At 49.7% G+C, this 6216-nt stretch carries 6 protein-coding genes; 4 read left to right on the forward strand and 2 right to left on the reverse strand.

Features of this window, described 5'->3' with window-relative positions; genetic code table 11:
* Window positions 1-159: 159 nt before the first annotated feature.
* The 4 genes from ACTHMC_RS25145 (at window position 160) to ACTHMC_RS25160 (ending at window position 4744) form a co-directional block, all read left to right on the forward strand.
* Entirely contained in the window at window positions 160-1167 is a 1008-nt protein-coding gene (locus tag ACTHMC_RS25145) for an FAD:protein FMN transferase (RefSeq protein WP_440417505.1), read from the forward strand.
* A 50-nt stretch (window positions 1168-1217) separates the two neighbouring features.
* Window positions 1218-2420: a Gfo/Idh/MocA family protein gene (locus ACTHMC_RS25150; protein WP_440417507.1), complete on the forward strand. Its 1203-nt coding sequence runs from the start codon at window positions 1218-1220 to the stop codon at window positions 2418-2420.
* A gap of 15 nt (window positions 2421-2435) precedes the next feature.
* The gene (locus ACTHMC_RS25155; protein ID WP_440417509.1) at window positions 2436-3797 is read left to right on the forward strand and encodes a 3-keto-disaccharide hydrolase; all 1362 of its coding nucleotides are present in this window, start codon (window positions 2436-2438) and stop codon (window positions 3795-3797) included.
* 71 nt (window positions 3798-3868) lie between these two features.
* A complete protein-coding gene (locus ACTHMC_RS25160) occupies window positions 3869-4744 on the forward strand; it encodes a class I SAM-dependent methyltransferase (protein WP_440417511.1) in 876 nt (291 codons plus the stop codon).
* Window positions 4745-4810: 66 nt separating this feature from the next.
* On the opposite strand, the gene ACTHMC_RS25165 is transcribed toward ACTHMC_RS25160, so the two are convergent.
* Together ACTHMC_RS25165 and ACTHMC_RS25170 are read right to left on the reverse strand one after the other, a co-directional pair.
* Window positions 4811-5695, reverse strand: a complete 885-nt coding sequence (locus tag ACTHMC_RS25165) for a universal stress protein (RefSeq protein ID WP_440417513.1) — start codon at window positions 5693-5695, stop codon at window positions 4811-4813.
* A 31-nt stretch (window positions 5696-5726) separates the two neighbouring features.
* On the reverse strand, window positions 5727-6216 hold a 490-nt coding region (locus tag ACTHMC_RS25170), incomplete at its 5' end, for an HAD family hydrolase (protein ID WP_440417515.1).

Genomic DNA, 6216 nt, shown 5'->3' on the forward strand with positions numbered 1-6216 from the left:
TTTCCCCTACTCTCTTTTTTAAATTTTTCCTTCATTCCTTCTTTTCTTTTTGCCCGCTCCTGTCACTTTAATCTCTTTCCGTGCCGCCGCCCCCCGGGCGGGGCCACACTCTGATAATTGTCTGCATCATTCTTGCGCATCCGCATTATATTTGTTCTGATGCGATGGCCACTGACCATACTCCTGCTCCTCTTCATCACAGCGGGCAAACAACCAGTTGAAAAACGTCCCTGGCACCTCAGCGGTTTTGCACAGGGCACCAGCTGGCATATCACTTACTATGCAGCAGACAGTGTTGTACAACAACAATCCATCGACAGCATCCTTCAACGCCTCGATAGTTCCCTTTCCATCTACAAGCCCTGGTCGCTCATCAGCCGCTTCAACCAGGCAACGGACAGCATCGAAACAGATCTGCATTTGCGCACTGTGATTGCCGCCAGCCTGCAAACCTGGAAAGCCACCGGAGGCATCTTCGATATCACCATCCAACCCGTTACCCAGGCCTGGGGATTTGGTCCAATTAAGGTTACTGAATTGCCAGATTCGCTTACTGTTTCTAACCTGATGCATTGCGTGGATTCCCGATATTTATCCATGAAAGGATCGGTGCTTTACAAGCAAAAGCCCTGCGTGCGCCTTGACGTGAATGGGATAGCCCAGGGATACAGCGTGGATGTGCTGGCAGATTTTATCGGAGCGAAGGGCGTGAACGATTTCATGATCGAGCTAGGTGGGGAGATCAGGTTGAAAGGCAAAAAATATCCCGGATCCCTGCCCATCAGGATCGGGATCGAAGGCCCTGCAGAGAGCGAATTTCAGCCGCCCCTGCTACAGCGGGTGATCAGTCCGCCGGATGGCGCGATCACCACTTCCGGCAGCTACCGGAAGTTTGTACAGAGCGGTGGACAAACCCTCTCACATATCATCGACGGACGCACCGGCTTCCCGGCAAAGAACGAACTGATAAGTGTTACCGTGTATGCGCCGGATGCCATCACGGCGGATGCCTGGGATAATTCACTGATGGTCATGGGGCTTGAAAAAGCATTGAAAACCCTGCAACAGCAGCCATCACTGGCCGCTTATTTCATTTACCGGAAAAAAGATGGCAGCATAGCAGATACAGCCAGTACATTTTTCGATAAATTTAGGGTTGAAGAGTAATCCCGGACCCGTGATAACGGCAATTAAAAATAGGTTCTGAAATACTGACTATGAGCAGAAGGAAATTCCTCCACCAGGCTGGTGCCCTTGCCAGCGGCCTGTTACTTCATCAGCAATTACTGGCTGCCTTCAACAGCGGAATACAGCAAACGGTCAATATCGGTTTTATCGGGTGCGGCGACAGAGGTCGCGGTATCCTACACATCATGCGTGAACTGCCTGCCGTATTCCGCGTTACCGCCGTTTGTGATGTGCTTGATTTCCGGCTCCAGGAAATGCTGAAAGACGCACCCGGCGTAAAGAGCTATAAAGACCACCGCAAATTGCTGGAAGATAAAGAAGTGCATGCCGTGATCATTGCCACACCGCTCAACCTGCATTATTCCATAGCAGCAGATGCACTGGCGGCAGGCAAGCATGTGTTCCTGGAAAAGACCATGACCTACAATATTCCGGAAGCCGCCAAACTGGTGCAGCTCGCAAAGCAGCACCCGGCGCAGGTTCTGCAGGTAGGTCACCAGTACAGGTATGTGCCCCTTTACTTCAAAGTGAAGGAGATGATCGAAAAAGGATATCTCGGAAAAATTACGCATATAGATTGCCGTTGGGACCGCAACTGGAACTGGCGCAGGAATGTGCCGGCAGGGTATTCGGATAAACAGGTGAACTGGCGGATGTACAAAGCCTATTCCGGCGGGCTGGTGGCAGAACTGCTTTCTCACCAGATCGATTTCATCAACTGGGCATTCGATACCCATCCCGATGAAGTGCTGGGCACAGGCGGTATCGACTTCTACAAAGACGGCCGGGAAACTTTCGACAATGTGCAGGTGATCCTTCGTTACAACAAAGAGAATATGATCGGCAATTTCGGCGCCACCTGTGGTAATTCACGCGAAGGATATATTTTCAAACTCAAAGGCACAAAAGGGACAGTGGCCTTACTGGTGAACTCCGGTATCTTCTATCCCGAACCGGAAACCCGTAAGGAATTACAGGTGGTTGACGGCGTGAGCGGCGCCACTAAAATTGAATGGAATACAGACGGCGGCATTCCCATCCTGAAAGAAAAAGGAAAGGACGGCACCTGGTACGCACTGAAGGATTTCCATCAGTGCATCACTGAAAAGAAGCAGCCCACTTCCAATGTGATCACAGGAGCAACCACCGCAGTTTGTGTACACCTGGCTAACGCTGCCGCTTATACGCACACGATACAGAAATGGAAACCTTCTTATAACTTTTCATCTTAATCCCCGTTCATTCACATGAAGAAAATCTTCGGTTTCGCAATCGCTACGCTCTGCATACCCGCTGCTTTTGCGCAGTCGGGCAAAGGCTTTACCAGCCTCTTTGACGGTAAAACACTCAAAGGCTGGAAGCAGCTCGGGAAAGCCACCTATGAAGTACAGAATGGTATGCTGGTAGGTACTACTGTTCCCAATTCTCCCAACACTTTCCTGATGACGGAAAAGGAGTACGGTGATTTTGTACTGGAAACAGATATGAAAATGGAAGACACCACCAGCAACAGTGGTGTGCAGTTCCGCAGCCATATCAACCCCCAGGGCAATAACGGTGCAGGCCGTGTGTTTGGCTACCAGCTCGATATCGATCCCTCTTCACGCAAATGGGCAGGTGGCATTTATGATGAAGGAAGAAGAGAATGGCTCTATGCCTTATCGCTCAATAAAAATGCGCAGGATGCCTGGAAGAACGGCGAGTGGAACCATGTGAAGATCGAATGCATCGGCCATCATATCAAAACCTGGATCAATGGTATTCCCTGCGCCTACGTGGTAGACACCATGGATGCTACCGGCTTCATTGCATTGCAGGTGCACAGCATCAGTAAACCGGAGCAGGCAGGCAAGAAGATCTACTGGAAGAATATCCGCATCAGAACCAGTAACCTGAAACCCGAACCATTCGGAAAAGGGATCTATGTATACAACGCCATTCCTAATCAGTTATCTGATTATGAAAAGAAGAATGGCTGGAAATTACTCTTCGATGGTAAAACCACCAATGGCTGGAGAAGCGCCAAAGGAGAAGGGTTCCCGGCAAAAGGATGGGAAGTGAAGGATGGCCTGCTGAATGTGATCGGTGCCGATGGGGCAGAATCCACCAATGGGGGGGATATTGTGACCAACGATGAGTATGCAGCATTTGATCTGAGCTGGGACTTCAAACTCACACCAGGTGCAAATTCCGGTGTGAAGTATTTTGTAACGCTGAAAGAAGACAGCAAGGGCTCTGCCATCGGGCTGGAGTACCAGCTGCTGGATGATACTCTGCACCCTGATGCCAAACTGGGCAGGGACGGTAACCGTACACTCGCATCATTGTATGATCTGATGACGGCTAAAAAAACGGCCCGCTTCATCAGGCAGCCGGGGAACTGGAATACAGCCAGGCTGGTAGTGTATCCCAACAATCATGTAGAACACTATCTCAATGGTGTAAAAGTGCTGGAATATGAAAGAGGCTCACAGGCTTTCAGGGACCTGGTGGCCATCAGCAAATACAAAGTATGGCCTGCATTCGGAGAGGCGAAGAAAGGGCATATCCTGCTGCAGGACCATGGTAACTCAGTGAGCTTCCGCAGTATCAAGATCAGGCAGCTGTAACTGGTTGAAGCAGCAAAGGTTTTGGCGTTCTTGGCGGGATTGAGTATTTTACCTGTAAATAGTCTATCCGCATGAAAGTAGATAAGGCCAGCCGCACTGCACAATACATGGCATTCTTCAGAGCACTGGAATCAACACGCCCTGAAGGCAAGCGCCTCTTCTACGATCCTTATGCCATTATCTTTCTCGACAATGGACTGAGGCGTGCCGTGAAGTATTCCACTATTCCACCGGTGAGAAATTATCTCCGGTACAAGATCCATAAAATGCTGCCTGGAGGATTCACCTCGGGTGTTGCCAGAACAAGGTATATCGATGACCTGCTTCAAAGCGCTGTGAACAAGGGCGTGAAGCAGGTCATTATTTTAGGGGCCGGCTTCGATACCAGGTCCATCAGGCTGGAGTTCCTGAATAAGTTTCCTGTGATTGAGATCGATCACCCTAATACCGCCAAGCAGAAACTCGGTGCGCTGCAATCAAACCTGGGCAAATTGCCTGGAAATGTTCGCTATTACCAGATCGACTTCAATGAGCAGAGTCTGGAAGAGTTGGCCCAGGTGCGTAATATCGATCTCACCATCCCAACGGCCATCATCTGGGAAGGTGTATCCAATTATCTTTCAGACCAGGCAGTGGATAATACTTTCAGGTTTTTCAGCCGCTTCGCGAAAGGCTCCTTTCTCATCTTCACCTATATTCACCAGCAGGTGCTCGATGATCCAAAATCATTTTTCGGTGCGGAGAAATTATTGAATGATCTCGCGGAGATCGAAGAACATTGGACTTTCGGCTTCGATCCCGAAGAGCTCAGGGAGTCCTACTGTAAGAAATTCGGCTGCAGCATAGTGGAAGACAAGGGCGCAGTGGAATACCGCGAGAATTATATGCCCGACCGTCCTGAAAGAGGGTATGAATTCTACCGTGTTGCAATGGCGGTTAGGGATTAACGTTAGTATGCCTGCAAAAGAAAGCCTCACCTTGAGAGGAGAGGCCTAAACCCTAAAAACAACTACTTAAGATGCGGAAATAGTTTCGTTGCGGTTCTCAGTGATCCGGCTGTCTGAGATCACGGGAATGCGGGAACCGTACGATAATACTTTTCTGGTGATCCTGTTCCACCAGCCCGGCATATGGAATTCCTTCAGCGGGTTGGCCATGATCAGGTCAGCATTGATACGCTTTGAAAATTCAAGTGTGCTCTTTGCCAGGTTCTTTCCTTCGAGCCAGAAACACTGCACGGGAATGGTACTGAGGCTCTGGATCACTTCCAGCGCCGTATCCATGATGCCGTTGGCAGGGTTCTGCTCCTTGTCTTCATCACGCAGGCTTACCAGGTACACAGTGGATTTGAACGAACGTGCAAGCATGGTGGCAAACTTGATACGATGCAGCGGTATATTGTCCGTAAGCGGTAATACGATCTTCTTGAAATGACTTACCAGTCCACTGGCACGGATAGTGAGCACAGGAACATTTGTTTTGCGCGCCAGCCTGCTGATGGAAACGGTGCTGAGCACGCGGTGCAGCAGGTTGAAGCGGGCCAGTCCCACCACTACCAGGTCCATTTCAAATTTCTGGATATAATCTGCCAGCTGCTGACTGGGATTGCCTTTCAGCAGGCTGATCTCCAGCTTTCCGCCGCCGCAGATATGATTGCTGTAAATATCGCGGAGGTTCTCCAGTTTCTTGCGGGCATTGGTCATATCGGCCGAATCATAGGAAGGCATCAGCATGCTCATATCCAGTGGAAGCAGGGGCATGAGTCCACCTGACGACACATGCACCAGGTGCACGTTGCAATGGAACGTGTTTGCCAGTTCAATGGCTTTTGAGATGGCCCATTTGTTCTTACTGGTAAAATCAACGGGAACCAGGATATTGTACAGTGATTTTGGCATAGACGTTCTTTTTAAGGTTTACAAATGAAAATTACACGGCCAGCTCCAGCAGGGACTGGAAGCTTTCCTCTTCTATGTTGGTGCCTGCTATTGTTCTGAGCAGCTCGTCTTTGGTACGGAAAGCCACTCCTGCGCCGCCATGGCCTACCATACAACGGTCATCCCGGCTGTCGCCCACTACAATACAGTTCTTCAGCTGCACGCTGTACTTCTCGCAAACATGCTGCAATACATTCGTTTTGCAATAGGCATGTCCGCAGATACTGTCGGGTGAGCCAAACCAGTAGGAAGGCAGGTTCACTTCGCCGGTGCATTTCCCTTCAAAGAATTCAAGCTGGTTGGCATAGGTGAAATCAGCTCCGATCTGTTGCTTCACATAATTGGTGATCAGCGTATAACTGTTGCTGATAATACCGATGATATAACCTCTTGCTTTCAGTTCTGTGATCACTTCCTTGATATCGCTTACCATGGGAATGCTGGCTGCCACGTTGAGCATATCATCGATGGTGCGTCCTTTC

It is taken from the genome of Pseudobacter sp., assembly GCF_051955275.1.
Classification (GTDB): domain Bacteria; phylum Bacteroidota; class Bacteroidia; order Chitinophagales; family Chitinophagaceae; genus Pseudobacter.